General features: G+C 67.8%; 8 protein-coding genes, 2 rRNA genes and 4 pseudogenes. All 14 read right to left on the bottom strand.

Going from position 1 to position 20,879, the window contains the following annotated elements:
• Positions 1-80: 80 nt before the first annotated feature.
• Positions 81-3,212 (bottom strand): 23S ribosomal RNA (locus tag DEJ15_RS16595).
• Positions 3,213-3,687: 475 nt separating this feature from the next.
• Positions 3,688-5,211: ribosomal RNA gene (locus DEJ15_RS16600) — 16S ribosomal RNA — on the bottom strand.
• Together the 16S and 23S rRNA genes form the textbook arrangement of a ribosomal RNA operon.
• Before the next feature lie 596 nt (positions 5,212-5,807).
• Positions 5,808-7,121 (bottom strand): tyrosine--tRNA ligase, encoded by a 1,314-nt coding sequence (tyrS, locus tag DEJ15_RS16605; protein WP_110824037.1) that lies wholly within the window; start codon positions 7,119-7,121, stop codon positions 5,808-5,810.
• Positions 7,091-7,867: a DNA-3-methyladenine glycosylase gene (locus tag DEJ15_RS16610; protein ID WP_284175303.1), complete on the bottom strand. Its 777-nt coding sequence runs from the start codon at positions 7,865-7,867 to the stop codon at positions 7,091-7,093. Before DEJ15_RS16610 ends, tyrS begins: the two co-directional genes overlap by 31 nt.
• 3 nt (positions 7,868-7,870) lie before the next feature.
• Positions 7,871-9,343, bottom strand: coding sequence for an argininosuccinate lyase (gene argH, locus DEJ15_RS16615; RefSeq protein WP_284175304.1), 1,473 nt, complete (start codon positions 9,341-9,343; stop codon positions 7,871-7,873).
• Between the two features lie 179 nt (positions 9,344-9,522).
• Positions 9,523-10,719 (bottom strand): argininosuccinate synthase, encoded by a 1,197-nt coding sequence (locus DEJ15_RS16620; protein ID WP_110824039.1) that lies wholly within the window; start codon positions 10,717-10,719, stop codon positions 9,523-9,525.
• A gap of 130 nt (positions 10,720-10,849) precedes the next feature.
• Positions 10,850-11,761, bottom strand: a pseudogene (gene argF / locus DEJ15_RS16625) (ornithine carbamoyltransferase); the annotation flags it as partial.
• Positions 11,758-12,931: pseudogene (locus DEJ15_RS16630) on the bottom strand (acetylornithine transaminase). The pseudogenes argF and DEJ15_RS16630, both read right to left, overlap by 4 nt.
• 50 nt (positions 12,932-12,981) lie before the next feature.
• Complete coding sequence (gene argB, locus DEJ15_RS16635) at positions 12,982-14,058, bottom strand: acetylglutamate kinase (protein WP_258366018.1); 1,077 nt, start codon at positions 14,056-14,058, stop codon at positions 12,982-12,984.
• A pseudogene (argJ, locus tag DEJ15_RS16640) lies at positions 14,058-15,219 on the bottom strand (bifunctional glutamate N-acetyltransferase/amino-acid acetyltransferase ArgJ). The gene argB and the pseudogene argJ overlap by 1 nt, the downstream one beginning before the upstream one ends.
• Before the next feature lie 56 nt (positions 15,220-15,275).
• A pseudogene (locus DEJ15_RS16645) lies at positions 15,276-16,374 on the bottom strand (N-acetyl-gamma-glutamyl-phosphate reductase).
• A gap of 73 nt (positions 16,375-16,447) precedes the next feature.
• Positions 16,448-18,940 (bottom strand): phenylalanine--tRNA ligase subunit beta, encoded by a 2,493-nt coding sequence (gene pheT / locus DEJ15_RS16650; RefSeq protein ID WP_110824042.1) that lies wholly within the window; start codon positions 18,938-18,940, stop codon positions 16,448-16,450.
• The gene (pheS, locus tag DEJ15_RS16655; protein WP_110824424.1) at positions 18,940-19,980 is read right to left on the bottom strand and encodes a phenylalanine--tRNA ligase subunit alpha; all 1,041 of its coding nucleotides are present in this window, start codon (positions 19,978-19,980) and stop codon (positions 18,940-18,942) included. The genes pheT and pheS overlap by 1 nt, the downstream gene beginning before the upstream one ends.
• A gap of 60 nt (positions 19,981-20,040) precedes the next feature.
• Positions 20,041-20,859 (bottom strand): TrmH family RNA methyltransferase, encoded by an 819-nt coding sequence (locus DEJ15_RS16660; protein WP_284175305.1) that lies wholly within the window; start codon positions 20,857-20,859, stop codon positions 20,041-20,043.
• Positions 20,860-20,879 lie beyond the last annotated feature (20 nt).

The following is a 20,879-nucleotide window of genomic DNA, read 5'->3' on the forward strand; positions in this document are numbered from 1 at the left end:
TTCAGTTGTTCCCGATCGTCTGTCGGGAACCACAAAGTGGACGCGAGCCCCACACCCGTAAAGGGTGTGGGTAAAAAGTGTGTGTCAAGTCTTCGGCTTATTAGTACCGGTCAGCTCCACGGGTCGTTAGTCCCCGCTTCCACATCCGGCCTATCAACCCAGTAGTCTGCTGGGAGCCTCTCACACTCAAGGTGCATGGAAATCTCATCTCGAAGACGGCTTCCCGCTTAGATGCTTTCAGCGGTTATCCGGTCCGAACGTAGCTAATCAGCGGTGCCCTTGGCAGAACAACTGACACACCAGAGGTTCGTCCATCCCGGTCCTCTCGTACTAGGGATAGATCTTCTCAAATTTCCAACGCGCGCAGCGGATAGGGACCGAACTGTCTCACGACGTTCTAAACCCAGCTCGCGTACCGCTTTAATGGGCGAACAGCCCAACCCTTGGGACCTACTCCAGCCCCAGGATGCGACGAGCCGACATCGAGGTGCCAAACCATGCCGTCGATATGGACTCTTGGGCAAGATCAGCCTGTTATCCCCGAGGTACCTTTTATCCGTTGAGCGACAGCGCTTCCACAAGCCACTGCCGGATCACTAGTCCCGACTTTCGTCCCTGCTCGACCTGTCAGTCTCACAGTCAAGCTCCCTTGTGCACTTACACTCGCCACCTGATTGCCAACCAGGTTGAGGGAACCTTTGGGCGCCTCCGTTACTCTTTGGGAGGCAACCGCCCCAGTTAAACTACCCATCAGGCACTGTCCATGAACCCGATCAGGGTCCTACGTTAGACATCCAAAGTGACCAGAGTGGTATTTCAACAATGACTCCACGAACACTAGCGTGCCCGCTTCACAGTCTCCCACCTATCCTACACAAGCCACTCCGAACACCAATACCAAACTATAGTAAAGGTCACGGGGTCTTTCCGTCCTGCTGCGCGTAACGAGCATCTTTACTCGTAGTGCAATTTCGCCGAGTTCGCGGTTGAGACAGCTGGGAAGTCGTTACGCCATTCGTGCAGGTCGGAACTTACCCGACAAGGAATTTCGCTACCTTAGGATGGTTATAGTTACCACCGCCGTTTACTGGGGCTTAAATTCAGAGCTTCGCCGTGAGGCTGACCCTTCCTCTTAACCTTCCAGCACCGGGCAGGCGTCAGTCCGTATACATCGTCTTGCGACTTCGCACGGACCTGTGTTTTTAGTAAACAGTCGCTTCCCACTGGTCTCTGCGGCCTTCAACGCTCACGGAGTGAATCCGGTCACGTGTCCGGCCCCCCCTTCTCCCGAAGTTACGGGGGGCATTTTGCCGAGTTCCTTAACCACGATTATCTCGATCTCCTTGGTATTCTCTACCTGACCACCTGAGTCGGTTTCGGGTACGGGCGGCTGCAACCTCGCGTCGATGCTTTTCTCGGCAGCATAGGATCACTGATTTCCCCTTAACGGGTACGCGTCGGATCTCAGGCGTACAGACGACGGATTTGCCTATCGTCAGCCCTACATCCTTACACCAGGTTCACCTTACGGATACCATCGCCTGGCTCAGCTACCTTCCTGCGTCACACCTGTTCATACGCTAACCGCACCAGCATGGGGTCGAGCGTTAGACCGGCCCGTCTCACCCCGAAGGGATCAACAAGTGCCGGGTTAGGACTCTTAGCACCACTGGATTAGCTTGGGCGGTTGTTCGCCGGTACGGGAATATCAACCCGTTGTCCATCGACTACGCCTGTCGGCCTCGCCTTAGGTCCCGACTTACCCAGGGCGGATTAACCTGGCCCTGGAACCCTTGGTCTTTCGGAGGACGGGTTTCTCACCCGTCTTTCGCTACTCATGCCTGCATTCTCACTCGTGTGGCGTCCACGGCTGGATCACTCCGCCGCTTCACTCGCCACACGACGCTCTCCTACCACTCCGCACGACTGAACCACGAAGGCTTGTCTATGTGCGAAATCTACAACTTCGGCGGTGTGCTTGAGCCCCGTTACATTGTCGGCGCGGAATCACTTGACCAGTGAGCTATTACGCACTCTTTCAAGGGTGGCTGCTTCTAAGCCAACCTCCTGGTTGTCTGTGCAACTCCACATCCTTTCCCACTTAGCACACGCTTAGGGGCCTTAGTTGGTAGTCTGGGTTGTTTCCCTCTCGACGATGAAGCTTATCCCCCCACCGTCTCACTGCTGCGCTCTCACTCACCGGCATTCGGAGTTTGGCTGACGTCAGTAACCTGTTGAGGCCCATCGGCCATCCAGTAGCTCTACCTCCGGCGAGAAACACGCAACGCTGCACCTAAATGCATTTCGGAGAGAACCAGCTATCACGAAGTTTGATTGGCCTTTCACCCCTATCCACAGCTCATCCCCTCCATTTTCAACTGAAGTGGGTTCGGTCCTCCACGACGTCTTACCGTCGCTTCAACCTGGCCATGGATAGATCACTTCGCTTCGGGTCTAGGACATGCGACTGAATCGCCCTATTCAGACTCGCTTTCGCTACGGCTACCCCACACGGGTTAACCTCGCCACATATCGCTAACTCGCAGGCTCATTCTTCAAAAGGCACGCCGTCACCCCTACAAAGGAGGCTCCGACGGTTTGTAAGCAAACGGTTTCAGGTACTATTTCACTCCCCTCCCGGGGTACTTTTCACCTTTCCCTCACGGTACTTGTCCGCTATCGGTCATCTGGGAGTATTTAGGCTTATCAGGTGGTCCTGACAGATTCACACGGGATTTCTCGGGCCCCGTGCTACTTGGGATACACATCCGGCCATAACACCATTTCGTCTACGGGGCTGGCACCCACTACGGCCCGGCTTTCAAACCGGTTCGACTATGATGCGCTGTAACCGTCCCAGTCCGGCAGAACTGAGCGACGTGTCCCACAACCCCGACCATGCAACGCCCGCCGGCTATCACACATGATCGGTTTAGCCTCATCCGTTTTCGCTCGCCACTACTCACGGAATCACATGTTGTTTTCTCTTCCTGTGGGTACTGAGATGTTTCACTTCCCCACGTTCCCTCTACCCGCCCTATATATTCAGGCGGGAGTCACCAGGTCGACAAGTCGCCTGGCGGGGTTTCCCCATTCGGAAATCCTCGGATCGAAGCTCGATTATCAGCTCCCCGAGGCTTATCGCAGATTTCTACGTCCTTCTTCGGCTCCAGATGCCAAGGCATCCACCGTTTGCTCTTAGAAACTTGACCACAAAGATTAAAATTGCGATCCAACGCCATGTTTCACGCCAACCCGAAAGCCGACGATCATCGATGACGCGAATCTAAAGATGCTCGCGTCCACTGTGTAGTTCTCAACATACGATCGGCACCACACTCCACCAGACACAACGCCTGACCTCATGCAGCCCACCGAAGGACCTTGCGGCCCAACCCCCCAACCACCGAACCCGCCTCCAAAAGAGACAACCCGACGATCAGGAAGCCTGGTCCCTCAGGACCCAACAACGTGCACCAGCCAACCCGCTTCCCCCCCGACCCGTTCCAACCCAGACACCTCACAAAGAGACACCCGAGCGTACTGAGACCAGAAGACGCGCTCCCGACTGCACTGTCAATGTTCCACCCATGAGCTACCCGTCGGACACGTTCGGTCCGAACCGGGCGCCTGGACCAGCAACCAACCCACCACGACGGTGAGCAGCACTGACCAGATGCTCCTTAGAAAGGAGGTGATCCAGCCGCACCTTCCGGTACGGCTACCTTGTTACGACTTAGTCCTAATCACCGATCCCACCTTCGACGGCTCCTTCCACAAGGGTTAGGCCACCGGCTTCGGGTGTTACCGACTTTCATGACTTGACGGGCGGTGTGTACAAGGCCCGGGAACGTATTCACCGCAGCGTTGCTGATCTGCGATTACTAGCGACTCCGACTTCATGAGGTCGAGTTGCAGACCTCAATCCGAACTGAGACCGGCTTTTTGGGATTCGCTCCACCTTACGGTATCGCAGCCCTTTGTACCGGCCATTGTAGCATGCGTGAAGCCCAAGACATAAGGGGCATGATGATTTGACGTCATCCCCACCTTCCTCCGAGTTGACCCCGGCAGTCTCCTATGAGTCCCCGGCATAACCCGCTGGCAACATAGAACGAGGGTTGCGCTCGTTGCGGGACTTAACCCAACATCTCACGACACGAGCTGACGACAACCATGCACCACCTGTACACCGACCACAAGGGGGGCGACCATCTCTGGCCGTTTCCGGTGTATGTCAAGCCTTGGTAAGGTTCTTCGCGTTGCATCGAATTAATCCGCATGCTCCGCCGCTTGTGCGGGCCCCCGTCAATTCCTTTGAGTTTTAGCCTTGCGGCCGTACTCCCCAGGCGGGGCGCTTAATGCGTTAGCTACGACACAGAAACCGTGGAAAGGTCCCTACATCTAGCGCCCAACGTTTACGGCATGGACTACCAGGGTATCTAATCCTGTTCGCTCCCCATGCTTTCGCTCCTCAGCGTCAGTTACGGCCCAGAGATCTGCCTTCGCCATCGGTGTTCCTCCTGATATCTGCGCATTCCACCGCTACACCAGGAATTCCAATCTCCCCCTACCGCACTCTAGTCTGCCCGTACCCACTGCAAGCCCGAGGTTGAGCCTCGGGATTTCACAGCAGACGCGACAAACCGCCTACGAGCTCTTTACGCCCAATAATTCCGGACAACGCTTGCACCCTACGTATTACCGCGGCTGCTGGCACGTAGTTAGCCGGTGCTTTTTCTGCAGGTACCGTCACTTTCGCTTCTTCCCTACTAAAAGAGGTTTACAACCCGAAGGCCGTCATCCCTCACGCGGCGTTGCTGCATCAGGCTTTCGCCCATTGTGCAATATTCCCCACTGCTGCCTCCCGTAGGAGTCTGGGCCGTGTCTCAGTCCCAGTGTGGCCGGTCACCCTCTCAGGCCGGCTACCCGTCGTCGCCTTGGTGAGCCATTACCTCACCAACAAGCTGATAGGCCGCGAGTCCATCCCCAACCAAAAAATCTTTCCACCACCAGGCCATGCGACCAGTAGTCATATCCAGTATTAGACGTCGTTTCCAACGCTTATCCCAGAGTCAGGGGCAGGTTACTCACGTGTTACTCACCCGTTCGCCACTAATCACAGGAGCAAGCTCCTGATCATCGTTCGACTTGCATGTGTTAAGCACGCCGCCAGCGTTCGTCCTGAGCCAGGATCAAACTCTCCGTAAAAAATTACAACCAACACCGAAGTGCCAGCGAGTTGATCTTGACTGTTGACTGTCTACTGACAATCTTCAATCCAAAAGGAATTGCTTCATGACCCGACCGGTAAAAAACCGACCAGGCACGAGGTCAATAAAATTGGCATTGACAATGTGCACGCTGTTGAGTTCTCAAGGACCAGACGCACTCCCCACTCCACACCACCAGGATGCTTCGCCAGAGAGGCTGTCGCTCTCGATCCCACCGATGTCGTCGAACCCGCCAACACAAACCGTGCAGTCAGATCCAGTGGCTCATCCCGAAGGAGAGAACCGGTGGAGTAGTCATCCTAAGCGTCGAAGCGACCCAGCACAAGGCCAGATCTGAACTCCAGTGGAGGATGGTCCCGCTTGAGGGCCGACGTGCTCTGGGCTTCCGCTCCAGCCGCTCCGCCGCACCTTTGGGGTGACGAGGGATTACTTTACGCAGCCCCCCACACCCACCACCAACCCACCCCACATCCCGGGCGTGTCGCACCATGCAACACCGGTGCCGCTCGGCGGGACGCCGAACGCCCGGCCCCTTTCGGGACCGGGCGCCGGGAGTGGTCGGGACCGGCTGCGTCAGCCGAGCGTGACGCCGGCCAGCGTCTTCTTCCCGCGACGGAGGATGAGCACGCCACCCGGCATGGCCAGGGACGCCAGCGTCGCGGCAGCGTCCTCGGCACGCTCGTTGTTGACGTAGACGCCACCCTGGTCGACCGCACGCCGTGCTTCACCGAGGGACTTGACGAGTCCGGTCTCCACGAGGGCTCGCGCCACATCGGCATCCCCGCCCAGCGACACCGTCCCGGGCAGCTCGGCGATCGCGGCGCGCAGGGTGTCGGCGTCGAGCGCGGTCAGGTCGCCGTTCCCGAACAGCGCCGCCGACGCGTCGATCGCAGCCTGTGTCGCGGCCTCCCCGTGGACCAGGGCGGTGACCTCGAATGCGAGGGTGCGCTGGGCCTCCCGGCGGAACGGCTCGTCGGCGACGGCCTGCTCGAGGCGCTCCACCTCGGCGCGGGACAGGAACGTGAACTCGCGCAGGCGCGCGACCACGTCGGCGTCCGCCGTGTTGAGCCAGAACTGGTAGAAGGCGTACGGCGAGGTCATCGTGCCGTCGAGCCAGATCGCGTTGCCCTCGCTCTTGCCGAACTTCGTGCCGTCCGAGTTCGTGATGAGCGGCGTCCCCAGCGCGTGCGCGGACACGCCCTCGGTCCGACGGATGAGTTCCGTGCCCGAGGTGAGGTTGCCCCACTGGTCAGAGCCTCCGGTCTGCAGCGTGCACCCGTACTGGCGGTAGAGCTCGCGGAAGTCCAGGCCCTGCAGGATCTGGTAGCTGAACTCGGTGTAGCTGATGCCGGCGTCCGAGTTCAGCCGGGCGGCGACGGCGTCCTTCTTGAGCATCGAGTTGACGCGGAAGTACTTGCCGATGTCACGCAGGAAGTCGATCGCGGACAGCGGCGCGGTCCAGTCCAGGTTGTCCACCAGCCGGACGCCGTTGTCACCGTCGGCGCTGAGGAACCGGGACACCTGGCCCTGCAGCCGTCCCACCCACTCCTCGACGGTCTCGCGGGTGTTGAGCGTGCGCTCGGCCGTGGGACGCGGGTCCCCGATGAGACCGGTCGACCCGCCGACGAGCGCGAGCGGCTTGTGCCCGGCCAGCTGCAGTCGACGCATGGTCAGCAGCTGGAGCAGGTTCCCGCAGTGCAGCGACGGGGCGGTCGGGTCGAACCCGCAGTAGTAGGTCACCGGTCCGGCGTCGAGGGCCTCTTGCAGTGCGGTCTCGTCGGTGGAGACGTGCACCAGACCACGCCAGCGCAGTTCGTCCCACACCGAGGCGAAGGTGGGGTCGTTCTGCTGGCGCGTCAGGACGTCGGGATCGGTATCACTGGACACCCCGTCATCGTACCGGCGTGCTCGGCGACCCCCTCAGCCGATCGCGCCCTTGTGCCGGCGGTACGCCGACACGGTCGGGTCCCCCCGGCAGCCAGAACCGCCACGGGAACGCCGCTCCCCCCGGCCACCCCGCCCACGCCGGTCCGCGGACCGCTCGCGACCAGGCCGCCGGACAGGAGGTCGTCGACGACCTGCGCCACCGGGGCGGAGGCGAGCCGGGCTTCCAGGGCGGGAGCCAACCGCAGCGTGTACGGACCGGAACCGTCGAGGACCGAGGTGCCGTCGTCCGCACCGAGGACCGCGCCGAGCGCGACGCCGAGGTTCCCCGGTCCGCGCGCGAGCGCCACGTCGGCCACGGTGGGTCCGCGACGCTCGCGGGCGACGTCGGTGCCCGCCACCACCGCAGCCCCGCGGAGCAGGGACCCGGACGACTGGCCGGCGGGGCCGCTCACGACGTTCACGCACGTGTGGATGCCGTACGACCGGTAGGCGTACAGCGTCCCGGGCGGACCGAAGAGGTGCCGGTTGCGCGCTGTCATGCCGCGGTGTCCGTGCGAACCCGGGTCGACCGCGCCCGAGTAGGCCTCGACCTCGGTGATCCGCAGGGTCACGCCCTTGCCCGTGATCGTCGCGCCGAGGAGCGCTGGTGCGCACACCGGCGCGGGCTCGCGCAGCAGCGCGAGCAGCGCATCCGACGGCGTCGGCGTCGGCGTCGGCGTCGGCGTCGGCGTCTGCTCAGGGGACACGGTTCACCGGGTGAAGGGCGTCCCGGCCGCGATCTCCCGGACGGACCGGGTCAGGGCGGCGAGTTGCTCGGCGACCCGCTCGGGTGCCGTGCCGCCGACGCCCCGACGGGACGCGACGCTGCCCTCGATCGTGAGGACCGTGCGGACCTCCGGGGTCAGGTGCTCCGAGACCGCGGCGTACTCCGCGTCCGTCGGGTCGTCGAGGTCGATGCCGCGCTCCTCGCAGTACCGGACGAGCGCGCCCGAGACCTCGTGCGCGTCACGGAACGGGACACCCTGTCGGACCAGCCACTCCGCGACGTCGGTCGCCAGGGAGAACCCCTGCGGTGCGAGCTCCGCCATCCGGGCGGTGTCGAAGGACAGGGTCGCGATCATGCCGGTGAAGGCGGGGAGCAGGACCTCGAGCGTCGCGACCGAGTCGAAGACGGGCTCCTTGTCCTCCTGCAGGTCGCGGTTGTACGCGAGCGGCAGGCCCTTGAGGGTGGCGAGGAGGCCGGTCAGGTTGCCGATCAGCCGACCGGACTTGCCGCGTGCGAGCTCGGCGATGTCCGGGTTCTTCTTCTGCGGCATGATGCTCGACCCGGTCGAGAAGCCGTCGTGGAGCCGAACGAAGCCGAACTCCTTCGTGTTCCAGAGGACGACCTCCTCCGCCAGGCGGGAGACGTCGATGCCGATCTGGGCGAGGACGAAGGCGAACTCGGCGACGACGTCCCGAGCGGCGGTCGCGTCGATCGAGTTGTCGGCGGGCCGGTCGAAGCCCAGCTCCTGCGCGATGGCGGCCGGGTCGAGTCCGAGCGAGCTGCCCGCCAGCGCACCGGCGCCGTAGGGGCTGACACTCGCGCGGCCCGCCCAGTCGCGGAGCCGCTCGAGGTCCCGCACGAGGGGCCAGGCGTGCGCGAGCAGGTGGTGCGCGAGCAGGACCGGCTGCGCGTGCTGCAGGTGCGTCCGGCCGGGCATGATGGCGCCCTCGTGTTCGGACGCCTGCTGGCTGATCGCGTCGACGAGGTCGATGACCATCCGGCCGATCCGACGGCCGTGGTCGAGCATGTGCATCCGGCCGAGGGTCGCGATCTGGTCGTTGCGGCTGCGGCCGGCGCGGAGCTTCCCGCCCAGCTCCGGGCCGACGTCGGCGATGAGCAGGCGCTCGAGTGCGCCGTGCACGTCCTCGTCGGACTCGTCCGGCTGCAGGGAGCCGTCGGCGTGCGCGTCCTCGAGCCGGTCGAGGCCGGCGAGCATCCGCTCGAGTTCGTCGGCCGTCAGGTACCCCGCCACCTGCAGCGCCCGGGCGTGCGCGCGGGAGCCGGCGATGTCGTAGGGCGCCAGCTGCCAGTCGAAGTGCGTCGACTTCGACAGGGCGGCGAGTTCCGCGCTCGGACCGTCCGCGAACCGGCCACCCCACAGGGCGCCCGTGTTCGTCGCGTCGGTCTTGCTGCTGCTGTCGTCCGGCCGGGAGGCTCGGGGGGGGGCGTCCGTCATGAGGGTCCTGCGTCGTCTCGGGTCGGGTTGGTGGGGGGGGGTCGGGGGGTCGGTGCGGTCCGGGGTCCGCGCGGTCCGGGCGGCGCGCCTGCCGGGCCGACGGCGACGGGACGGGCGCGTGCCGCGCCTCCCGTCCGGCGAGGACGGCGGGACCGACCGGTCCCGCCGCCCTCGGTCGGTCAGTTCGCCAGGTCGCGGCGGGCGGAGATCTTGCTCGGCAGCGACCACAGTTCGATGAAGCCCTTGGAGAGCGACTGGTCGAACGTGTCACCGGTGTCGTACGTGGCGAGGTCGAAGTCGTAGAGGCTCTGCTCGGAGCGACGACCGGTCACCGTGGCACGACCGCCGTGGAGCTGCATGCGGATGTCGCCGGACACGTACTCCTGCGTCGAGTCGATGAAGGCGTCGAGGCTGCGCTTCAACCCACCGAACCACAGGCCGTCGTAGACCAGGTCGGCCCACTCCGACTCGACACCGCGCTTGTAACGGTTGACGTCGCGCTCGAGGGTCAGGCTCTCGAGCTCCTCGTGCGCGGCGATGAGCGCCATCGCGGCCGGGGCCTCGTAGACCTCGCGCGACTTGATGCCGACCAGGCGGTCCTCGACGACGTCGATGCGGCCGACGCCGTGCTTGCCGGCGAGGGCGTTGAGTTCCTGCACGACGCGCAGGACGCTGAAGCGCTGACCGTCGATCGCGACCGGCACACCCTGCTCGAACGTGATCGTGACCTCGTCGGCCTCACGGTCGACGGCGGGGTCCTGCGTGTACGCGTACAGGTCCTCGATCGGGGCGTTCCACGGGTCCTCGAGGAACCCGGTCTCCACCGCGCGACCCCAGACGTTCTGGTCGATCGAGTACGGCGACTTCTTGCTCTGCAGGATCGGCAGGTCGTGCTCCTGCGCGTAGACGATCGCCTTGTCACGGGTCAGCGCGAGGTCACGGACCGGGGCGACGCTCGTCAGGTCGGGGGCGATCGCGGCCACGGCGGCCTCGAAGCGCACCTGGTCGTTGCCCTTGCCGGTGCAGCCGTGCGCGACGCTGTCCGCGCCGAGCTGCTTCGCCGTGGTGGCGAGGTGCTTCGCGATGAGCGGCCGGCTCAGCGCCGAGACGAGCGGGTAGCGCTTCTGGTAGAGCGCGTTGGCCTTGAGGGCCGGGACGAGGTAGTCGTCCGCGAACTCGTCCTTGGCGTCGATGACGACCGACTCCACCGCGCCGCAGTCGAGCGCGCGCTGACGGATGGCGTCCATGTCCTCGCCGCCCTGGCCGACGTCGACGGCCAGCGCCACGACCTCCTTGCCGGTGGCGTCCTTGAGCCAACCGATCCCGACGGAGGTGTCGAGCCCTCCTGAGTACGCGAGTACGACGCGGTCTGCCATGGGTTCTCTCCTGTGTGGTGGTGGTTGTCAGTTGCCGGGGGGTCGCCACGTCTGCGGCGGTCGCCCCGTCTGCGGCGGTCGCCCCGTCTGCGGCGGTCGCCCCGTCTGCGGCGGTCGGGGCGTTGGCGGCGAGGAGCCAGGCGAGCAGGGCCTTCTGGGCGTGCAGGCGGTTCTCCGCCTCGTCCCAGATGATGCTGCGCGGCCCGTCGATGACCTCGGCGGTGACCTCGTAGCCGCGGTCGGCGGGCAGGCAGTGCATGAACACGGCGTCGTCCGCGGCGTGCGCGAGCAGGTCGTCGTCGACGCGGTACCCGGCGAAGGTGGCGAGCCGCTGCTGCTTCTCGTCCTCCTTGCCCATCGAGACCCAGGTGTCGGTCACGACGACGTCGGCACCGGCCACCGCGGCGACCGGGTCGGTCACGACGAGCACGGACCCGCCGGTCTCGGCGGCGCGGTGCTCCGCGTCCGTCACGACCTGCGGTGCGGGCGAGAACTCGACCGGCGACGCGACACGCACGTGCATCCCGGCCGTCGCGCAGGCGAGCAGGTACGACTGCGCCATGTTGCTCGCGCCGTCGCCGACGAACGCGATGGTCTGCCCGGCCAACGCGCCGCGGTGCTCGCGGATGGTGAGCAGGTCGGCGAGGAGCTGGCACGGGTGGAAGTCGTCGGACAGCGCGTTGACGACCGGCACCGTGGTGCTCGCCGCCATCTCCTCGAGCCCGGCCTGGCCGTAGGTGCGCCAGACGATCGCCGACACCATGCGCTCGAGCACGCGGGCGGTGTCGGTCGGGGTCTCCTTGCCGCCGAGCTGGCTGTTCGCGGTCGAGATGATGAGCGGGCTGCCGCCGAGGTCGCTGATGCCGACGTGGAAGGACACCCGGGTGCGGGTGGACGACTTGTCGAAGATCACGGCGACGCTCTGCGGACCGGCGAGGGGCTTGGCGCCCCACCGGTCGCGCTTCATCTCGACGGCGAGGTCGAGGATCGCGGACTGCTCGGCCTGCGTGAGGTCGTCGTCCCGGAGGAAGTGGCGGGTCATGCGGAGGTCTCCTGGTCGGCGCCCTCGACGGCCGCCATGCTCTGGGCGAGGATCGCGAGGAACGCGTCGATCTCGGCGTCGGACACGATGAGCGGCGGCGCGATGCGCAGGCTCGACTCGTTCGGTGCGTTGATGATGAGGCCGCGCTCGAGCGCGGCTGCCGAGACCGCGGCGGCGACCGGGCGACGGAGGCCGACACCGATGAGCAGGCCGCTCCCCCCGGACCTCCTCCACCAGGTCGGAGCCGAGTGCGGTGATCCCGGTGCGGATGCGCTCACCCTTGACGACCGCACCGGCCACCAGGTCCGCGCGCTCGATCTCGGCGAGCACCGCGTTCGCGACGCGGGTGCCGAGCGGGTTGCCGCCGAAGGTCGAGCCGTGCTGGCCCGCCGAGAACAGGTCGGACGCCCACCCGAAGGTCACGAGCGCCCCGATCGGGAAGCCACCGGCGATGCCCTTGGCCACCGTGATCGCGTCCGGGACCACGCCCGTGTTCTGGAAGGCGAACCAGGCGCCGGTGCGGCCGATGCCGGTCTGGATCTCGTCGAGGACGAGCAGTGCGCCGTGCCGCTCGGTCAGGGCCCGCGCGGCCTGCAGGAAGCCCTCGGGCAGGTCGACGACGCCGGCCTCGCCCTTGATCGGCTCGAGGATGAGCGCCGCGACGGTGTCGTCGATCGAGCGCTCGAGGGCCTCGATCGACGTCTCGATGTGCTCGACGCCCGGGATCATCGGCAGGAAGTCCTGCTGGAGGGCGGGCTTGCCGGTGAGCGCGAGCGCGCCCATGGTGCGGCCGTGGAACGCCTGCTGCAGCGCGAGGATCTTCGTCTTGCGCCCGTCCGCGCCGCGGTTCAGCCGAGCCAGCTTGAACGCCGCCTCGTTGGCCTCCGCGCCGGAGTTGCCGAAGTACACGCGGCCCGCGTAGCCCGCGCCGGAGATCCGCTTGAGGCGTTCGGCGAGCTCGAGCTGCGGCGGCGTCGCGAAGTAGTTCGACACGTGCACGAGCTTCGCTGCCTGGTCGCTGATCGCCTCGACGAGCGCCGGGTGGGCGTGGCCGAGCGAGTTCACCGCGATGCCGGCGAGGAAGTCGAGGTACTCGTTGCCGTCGACGTCCCACACCCGGCAGCCCTCGCCGCGCTCGAGCATGATCTTCGGCGGGGTCAGGGATCGCATGAGCGACGCCCCGAACCGGTCGTTCCAGGTCTCGGTCTGCGTCTCGGTGCTCACCGTGCTGTGCCCTTCTCGTCGTCGTGCGGAGTCGTGGAGTCGTCGTCGCGTCGGGCGACGTGCTGGCCGCCCGGGACGTCGTCGTGGCCGCTGCCCGGGGCGTGGACCGCCGCGCGTCGGCCGATCTCGGCGTGGGTGTTCTGGTTCTCGGTCCGGCGGCTCGGGTCCGGGATGACCTCGGTGCCGGCGCCGCGGAGGGTGAAGACCTCGAGCAGGATCGAGTGCGGGATGCGGCCGTCGATGATGGTCGCGCCACCGACGCCGCCGACCACGGCGTCGAGGCACGCGGTCATCTTCGGGATCATCCCGGACTCGAGCGACGGCAGCAGCTGGCGGAGTTCCTCGACCGCGATGAGGTCGATGATCGAGTCGCGGTCCGGCCAGTTGCGGTACAGCCCGGGCACGTCCGTCAGCATCATCAGCTTCGACGCGTTCAGCGCGATCGCGAGCGCGGCCGCTGCGGCGTCGGCGTTCACGTTGAGCGCCTGGTCCGGGTGGGCGTCGTCGATCGCGATGCTCGAGACCACCGGGATGCGGTCGGCGCGGATCGCGGCGAGGACCCCGGACGGGTCGACGTGGGTGATGTCGCCGACGTGGCCGAGGTCGAAGTGCTCGCCGTCGACGACGACGCCCTTCTTCTCGCCGGTGAACAGCGACCCGCCGTCGCCGAACACCCCGACGCCGAGGCCGTCGCCGTGCTCGTCGATGAGGTCGACGATCTCGCGGTTCACCTCGCCGGCCAGGACGTCGCGGACGACCGTGATCGCCTCGGTCGTCGTGACGCGGTAGCCGCCGCGGAACTCGGACTGGATGCCCTGCTCCTCCAGCGCCGCGGAGATCTGCGGACCGCCGCCGTGCACGACGACCGGGTGCAGGCCGGCGTACCGGAGGTAGACCATGTCCTCGGCGAACGCCCGCTTGAGGTCGTCGTTCACCATCGCGTTGCCGCCGAACTTGACGACGACGATCTTGCCCGAGAACCGCTTCAACCACGGCAGGGACTCGATGAGGGTCGCGGCCTTGACGGTCGCGAGCTCGTGCTCTTCTTCCTTCGAGAGGTCCGCGTCGCTCATCAGCTGGAGTACGCGCTGTTCTCGTGGACGTAGTCGTGCGTCAGGTCGTTCGTCAGGATGGTCGCCGCGGCGGTGCCGACCCCGAGGTCGATGAGCACGTGCGTGTCCCGCGGGCTGAGGTCGACGTCGTCGCTCGGCTGGTCGGGGGCACCGGCGTGGCACACCCGCACCCCGTTCATCGAGACGTCGACCGCGTACGGGTCGAACTCGGCGTCGGTCGTCCCGATCGCGGCGAGCACCCGCCCCCCAGTTGGGGTCGTTGCCGAAGACCGCCGCCTTGAACAGGTTGTTGCGGGCGACGCTCCGGCCGACCGTCACGGCCTCGTCCTCGCTGACCGCGCCGACGACCTCGATCGTGATGTCGTGCGCTGCGCCCTCGGCGTCCTGCTGGAGCTGGCGGGCGAGGTCGGCGCAGACGCCGGTCAGGGCCTGCTGGAAGGTCTCGGCGTCGGGGGTCGTGCCCGAAGCACCGGAGGCCATGAGCACGACGGTGTCGTTCGTGGACATGCACCCGTCGGAGTCGACGCGGTCGAAGGTGACGCGGGTCGCCGCGCGCAGGGCCCGGTCGAGCTCGTCCGCGGGCAGTGCCGCGTCGGTGGTGATCACCACGAGCATCGTCGCGAGGCCGGGTGCGAGCATGCCCGCGCCCTTCGCCATCCCGCCGACCGTCCAGCCGTCGACCGAGACGACGGACTGCTTCGGCTTCGTGTCGGTGGTCATGATGGCGGCCGCGGCGTCGGGTCCGCCGGCACCGTCGAGGGCGTCGGCGGCGAGCGTCACGCCGCGGAGCACGCCGTCGCGGAAGGTCTGGTCACCTCTGCCGATGAGCCCGGTGGAACACACGACGACGTCACCCGCTCCGATGCCCAGCGCGTCGCCCACCGCCTCCGCGGTGAGGTGGGTCGTCTGGAAGCCGAAGGGACCCGTGAAGCAGTTCGCGCCTCCCGAGTTGAGGACAACGGCACGGGCGACGCCGTCGCCGACCACCTGGCGGGACCAGATGACCGGGTGCGCCTGCGCACGGTTCGTGGTGAAGACGGCCGCCACGGCGTCCGAGGGGCCGTCGTTGACGACGAGCGCCACGTCCGGCTTGCCACTCGTCTTCAGGCCGGCGGTGACGCCGGCGGCACGGAAGCCGGCGGCGGCGGTGACGCCCTGCAGGGCACCGTCGGTCGCCGGGAGGCCCGTGGTCGCGTCGGCGCTGTCGTTGCGGTCGGTCACGGGGCGACTCCGTCCACGCTGAGGCCCAGGGTCTCGGGGAGCCCGAGCGCGATGTTCGCGGACTGCACGGCGGCACCGCCGGTCCCCTTGGCGAGGTTGTCGAGTGCGGAGACGGCGACCACCCGGCCGGCGGCCTCGTCGACCGCGATGCCCACGAGGGCGGTGTTCGCCCCGATGGTGTCGGCCACCCGGGGGGAAGACGCCCTCGGGCAGCAGGTGCACGAAGGGCTCGTCGGCGTAGGCCTGCTCCCAGGCGAGCCGGACGTCGTGCGCGGTCACCCCGGGGGCGAGCCGAGCGGTCGTGGTCGCGAGGATGCCGCGGGCCATCGGCACGAGGACGGGCGTGAACGAGACCCGGACGTCCGACGCACCGGCCACGCGGAGGTTCTGCTGGATCTCCGGGACGTGGCGGTGCTTCCCGCCCACGGCGTACGCGCTGGCGGACCCCATGATCTCCGCCGCCAGGTAGGTGGACTCGAGCTTCTTGCCGGCACCGCTCGGTCCGACGCTGAGGACCGCGACGATGTCGTCCGACTCGACGAGGCCGGCCTGCAACCCGGGCTGGATGCCGAGCGTGACCGCGGTGACGTTGCACCCGGGGACGGCGATCCGCTTGGTGGCCGCGAGTTCGGTGCGCTGCCGGCCCTGCGGCACGATGTCGTCGACGTCCCGCCACTCGTCCGCGGCACCGGGGGCGGGCGGCGCGTGCAGGAGCTCGGGCAGCCCGTAGGTCCAGGCGCCGTGGTACTCGCCGCCGTAGAACGCGGCCCACGCGGCCTCGTCCGTCAGCCGGTGGTCGGCGCCGCAGTCCACGACGAGCGTGTCCGCGTCGAGCTCCGCCGTGATCGCGCCGGACTGGCCGTGCGGCAGGGCGAGGAACACCACGTCGTGCCCACGGAGGTTCTCCGGGGTCGTCTCCACGAGGGTCAGGTGCGCGAGCGACCGCAGGTGCGGCTGCGTCGCGATGAGCGGCTGTCCGGCGTTCGAGAACGCCGTCACCGTCCGCACGTCGAACTCGGGATGAGCGGAGAGGATGCGCAGCAACTCGCCACCCGCGTAGCCGCTGGCACCAGCCACGGCGACGGATACGGACATGGGTTCCACCTTTGGTCGGACTGTTCGTCGAGGGAGTCGGAGGCGGCGACCCCGGGCGGTGATCCGTCGTGGATCAGTCGCGCAGGGTCGCCCCGAATCGCTCGCCGGCACGTCGGACAGCGCCGTCACGGGCCTCGGAGGCCTCGGCAGCGGTCAGCGTGCGGTCCGTGGCGCGGAAGCGCAGCGCGAACGTCAGGGACTTCTGTCCCTCGTCCAGGCCGGCGCCGCGGTAGTCGTCCACGAGCCGAGCATACTCCAACAGCTCCCCGGCACCAGCGCGCACCTCGGCGAGGACGTCGCCGGCCGGGGTCGCGACGTCGACCACGAGGGAGAGGTCCTGCGTCGCCGCCGGGTAGGAGACGATCGCCGCGACCTCGACGACGTCCGGCGCCGCGGCCACGAGGGCGTCGAGGTCGAGTTCGACGACCGCGACCACCCGGGGCAGGTCGGCGTCCGCCGCCAGCTCCGGGAGCAGCTCGCCGGCGACGCCGACGACGGTGTCGCCGACCAGGAGCGACGCCGCACGACCGGGGTGCAGCGAGGGGTGGGTCGTCTGCGCCACGGTGAGCTCGACCCCGACCGCCCAGGCGACGGTCCGCGCGACGTCGAGGGCGTCGGCGATGCCGAACGGTTCCGCGACGACACCCGGCTGCTTCACGACCGCGTTGCCGAGCAGGAGCGCGCTCAGGTGGAACGGCTGCGCGGGCAGGGCGGCGTCGAGCGCGGCGAGGGTCTCGGGTGTCGGACGCTGCGCGCCGACCGGTACCTCCGCGGTCCCGAGCGCGACACCCTGCTCGGGCAGGAAGACACGGGACGTCTCGTACACGGCGAGGTCGACGAGTCCGCGCGACACGTTGCGACGCGCCACGTCGACGAGGGCCGGCACGCCGCTGCGGCGGAGGTGGTCCTGCGCGCTGTCGAGCGCGTTCGCGAGCACGACGCTCGGTCCGCCGGCGGCGTCGATGCCCGGGTACGCGGCAGCGGTCGCGGCGGAGACGAACGGAGCGGTCACGACCTCGGTGAGCCCGGCGGCCGCGAGGGCTGCCGACACCCGACGGCGGGCCTGCTGGTGCAACGTGAGACCACGACCGGGAGGCGCGACGGGCAGCACGCTCGGGATGCGGTCGTACCCGACGATGCGGGCGATCTCCTCGACCAGGGAGACGTCGTCCACCAGGTCGGGGCGCCAGGTCGGCGGCGTGACGGCGAGCACGTCGCCGTCGACCTCCACCGTGGCGCCGATCGCCCGGAGCGTGTCGAGGACCTCGGCGTCGGTGTAGGCGACACCGATGAGCTCGGCGGCCCGACCGGCGCGCATCGCGACGGTCGGACGGGGGCGGTCGTCGACCAGGGTCGACCCGAGCGGGTCCGGCGTGCCGCCGGCGAGGTCGACGAGGAGCTCGACGGCCCGGTTCGCCGCGGCCTCGGCGACGAGCGGGTCGACGCCGCGCTCGAACCGGCGCGAGGCCTCGCTGGGCAGCTTGTGTCGCCGGGCCGAGCGGGCGATCGACACCTGGTCGAAGCCGGCGGCCTCGATGAGGACGTCGGTGGTCGCCGCGGTGATCTCGGTCCGGGCACCGCCCATGACGCCCGCGAGACCGACGGCGCCGGCGTCGTCCGCGATGACGAGGTCCTCTGTGTCGAGCGTGCGTTCGACGTCGTCGAGGGTGGTCAGGCGCTCCCCGGGGGTGGCCCGACGGACGGTCAGGCCGCCCTGCAGCGTCGCGAGGTCGTACCCGTGCAGCGGCTGCCCGAGTTCGAACATGACGTAGTTCGTGATGTCGACGGGCAGCGAGATCGAACGCACGCCGGCCAGGGTCAGGCGGGCGACCATCCACGCCGGGGTCGGCCGGGTCGCGTCGATGCCGCGGACGACCCGGGTGACGAAGGTGTGCGCGCCGACACGACCACGGATCGGGGCGGCGTCGTCCACGGTCACCGTGAAGCCGTCGCCGGTGCGCGGCAGGACTCGGTCGACCGGGTCGGAGAAGGTCGCACCGGTGGCGTGCGCGTACTCGCGGGCGACGCCGCGCATGCTCATGGCGTAGCCGCGGTCGGGCGTCACGTTGATCTCGACCGCGGCGTCGTCGAGGCCGAGCAGCGCGATCGCGTCCGCCCCGACCTCGGGCTCCATGCCGAGGTCGGCGAAGCGGAGGATGCCGTCGTGCTCGTCGCCGAGACCGAGCTCACGTGCGGAGGCGATCATGCCGTCCGACACGTGGCCGTACGTCTTCCGGGCCGCGATCGGGAACGGACCGGGGAGCACGGCGCCGGGCAGGGTCACGACGACGAGGTCGCCGACGTCGAAGTTGTGGGCACCGCACACGATGCCGCGGGGCTCGGACTCGCCGACGTCCACCTGGCACCAGTTGATGGTCTTGCCGTTCTTCTGCGGCTCGGGCACGCGCTCGAGCACCCGACCGACCACGACGGGCCCGGTCAGGTCGAAGGTGTGCACGGACTCCTCCTCGAACCCGACCGACACCAGGGCGGCGTGGACGTGCTCGAGCGAGACGTCGTCGGGCAGGTCGACGGACTCGCCGAGCCAGCGGAGTGGGACGCGCATCAGACCACCGTTCCGAACTGCTGCGAGAAGCGGATGTCGCCCTCGAGGAAGTCACGCATGTCGTTCAGGCCGTTGCGGAACTGGAGCGTCCGCTCGATGCCCATACCGAAGGCGAAGCCCTGGTACTCGTCCGGGTCGATGCCCGCGGCGCGCAGGACGTTGGGGTTGACCATGCCGCAGCCACCCCACTCGACCCACCGCGCGCCGCCCTTGGCGTTCGGCTGCCAGACGTCCATCTCGGCGCTCGGCTCGGTGAACGGGAAGTAGTTGGGGCGGAGCCGGATCTGCGCTTCGGCCCCGAACACCTGACGCGCGAAGTGCTCGAGCGTGCCGCGCAGGTGCGCCATCGTGAGGCCCTTGTCGATCGCGATGCCCTCGACCTGGGTGAAGACCGGCAGGTGCGTGGCGTCGAGCTCGTCGGCGCGGTACACACGGCCCGGCGCGATCACGTAGAGCGGGAGCGCACGCGTGAGCAGGGAGCGGATCTGCACCGGTGAGGTGTGCGTCCGCATGAGCAGGTGCCGGTCGACCGGCTCGACGAAGACGGTGTCGGCCATCGCCCGGGCCGGGTGGTCCTGGTCGAAGTTCAGGGCGTCGAAGTTGAACCACTCGTGCTCGAGCTCCGGCCCCTCCGCGACCTCCCACCCCATGCCGACGAAGACGTCGGCCACGGTCTCGTTGAGGAGCGAGAGCGGGTGGCGCGAGCCCGGCGTCCGGCGGGACGGCAGCGCGGTCACGTCGACGCGCTCCGACTCGAGCCGCGCACGTTCCTCGGCCTCGGCCAGCACGGACTCCTGCGCGGCGACCACCTGGGCCACCTGCCCGCGGGCCTGTCCGACGAGCTTGCCCGCCGCGGCCTTCTGCTCCGGCGGGACACTGCGCATCGACGCGTTCATCCGGGCGAGCGTCGACTGCTCACCGGTGTGCTCGGCACGGGCCTGCTTCAGCTCCGCGACGGTGGTCGTGGCGCGGACGGCGGCGAGGGCCGCGTCCACGGCGTCGGCGACCGCCGATTCGCTGATCTCGAGAGGTTCTGACACGAGACCCAAGCCTACCGGCCGTCGGGATACCGCCGTCCTGCACCAGGCGGACGGTCGCCGTCAGTCCGTGGCTGTGGAGGGACGGGTCCGCTGTGCGAACGCGCTCTCGTAGAGGCACACCGACGCCGCGGTCGCGAGGTTCATCGACTCGGCCCGCCCGTAGATCGGCACCTTGACCGCGCGGTCGACGAGTGCCAGGTCCTCCGCCGTCAGTCCGCGGGCCTCGTTGCCGAACACCCACACGGTCGGTCCGTCGAGCATGCCGTCGGCGCGCACGTCCGGCAGGTCGTCGCCGGAGACGTCGGCGGCCAGGATCGTGTAGCCGAGCCCGCGGGCACGCTCGACCGCGTCGGCCAGGGTCACCCCGACGGAGACCGGGACGTGGAACAGCGACCCCGTGGTCGAGCGCACGACCTTCGGGTTGTACGGGTCGACACTGCGTCCGGTCAGCACCACGGCGTCCGCCCCGGCGGAGTCGGCGGCCCGGATGATCGTGCCGGCGTTCCCCGGGTCACGGACCTCCTCGAGGATCGCGACCAGTCCGGGCAGGGCCTCCGAGGCGTCGGCGTCGGCGTCGACCCGGGCCTCCGCCCGGGCGTCGGGGAAGACGTCCTTCACGGACGTCGGGAACTGCTGGCACACGGCGACGACGCCCTGCGGCGTGACGGTGTCCGCCATCGCGTCGAGCACCTGCTCGGTGACGAACCACGTGTCCACGGGAGCGTCGTCCAGCCCGTGGCGCGCCGCAGCGGTCGGGGTGACGTACAGCTCGCGGAGGAGCTCGGGGCGGTACTCGATCGCCTCGCGCACCGCCTGCGGCCCTTCGAGCAGGAACAGCCCGGTCTCGGCGCGGACGTCCTTCTTGGCCAGGGCGGCCACGGCCTTGACACGGCCGGCAC

Source organism: Curtobacterium sp. MCJR17_043 (genome assembly GCF_003224315.2).
GTDB lineage: Bacteria > Actinomycetota > Actinomycetes > Actinomycetales > Microbacteriaceae > Curtobacterium.

Coding starts and splice junctions, on each gene's coding strand:
- argH (WP_284175304.1), bottom strand. CDS start 9,343: ATGACGGACGCCCCCCCCCGAGCCTCCCGGCCGGACGACAGCAGCAGC.
- DEJ15_RS16620 (WP_110824039.1), bottom strand. CDS start 10,719: ATGGCAGACCGCGTCGTACTCGCGTACTCAGGAGGGCTCGACACCTCC.
- argB (WP_258366018.1), bottom strand. CDS start 14,058: ATGAGCGACGCGGACCTCTCGAAGGAAGAAGAGCACGAGCTCGCGACC.
- pheT (WP_110824042.1), bottom strand. CDS start 18,940: ATGCGCGTCCCACTCCGCTGGCTCGGCGAGTCCGTCGACCTGCCCGAC.